At 57.6% G+C, this 561-nt stretch carries 1 pseudogene; it reads left to right on the forward strand.

What is annotated here, in order from left to right:
* Positions 1-192: pseudogene (locus VSR34_RS38305) on the forward strand (DDE-type integrase/transposase/recombinase); the annotation flags it as partial.
* Positions 193-561: the final 369 nt, after the last annotated feature.

Genomic DNA, 561 nt, shown 5'->3' on the forward strand with positions numbered 1-561 from the left:
GCGGTGAATGCCGATCGCGAGACACCGATCAAGGTCCGCCAGATCAAGTACCTGAACAACATTGTCGAACAGGACCATCGGGCTATCAAACGCCGGACCCGGCCGATGCAGGGATTCAAGAACTTCCACCGTGCGAGGATCATTCTCGGCGGCCTCGAGGTAATGCACATGATCAGGAAAGGACAGATGAAATGTGCGGGCAAAGCCCCGTCGTCTGCTTCCCGGCAGTTTTACTCCCTTGTGTCATACGCAATACTTATCATATCGACATTTCTCGTCCCGACACCCTTACTGCAACAGAACCGTCGACGTCGTGTCACGCGTAGCCTGCGGGCTGTCGGTGTAGGCCAGCACGTTGGTGATGCCGCTAGGCAGTTGAACCGGATGAATTGCACCGGATTCGCCGCGATGGATCGGAGTACTTCCGTTTCAATGGGAGCGCCTGCTTGTAGAGGGTAGCCGCGTTCCCTCTCGGAAACGCGGCCCCCGAAGAACCGTACGTGCGAGCTTTCCCCGCATACGGCTCGCGCACAGCATTAAGCGTCGTACTGACGCCGGTCT

The sequence above is a fragment of the Paraburkholderia sp. JHI2823 genome (assembly GCF_038900695.1).
Classification (GTDB): Bacteria; Pseudomonadota; Gammaproteobacteria; order Burkholderiales; family Burkholderiaceae; genus Paraburkholderia; species Paraburkholderia mimosarum.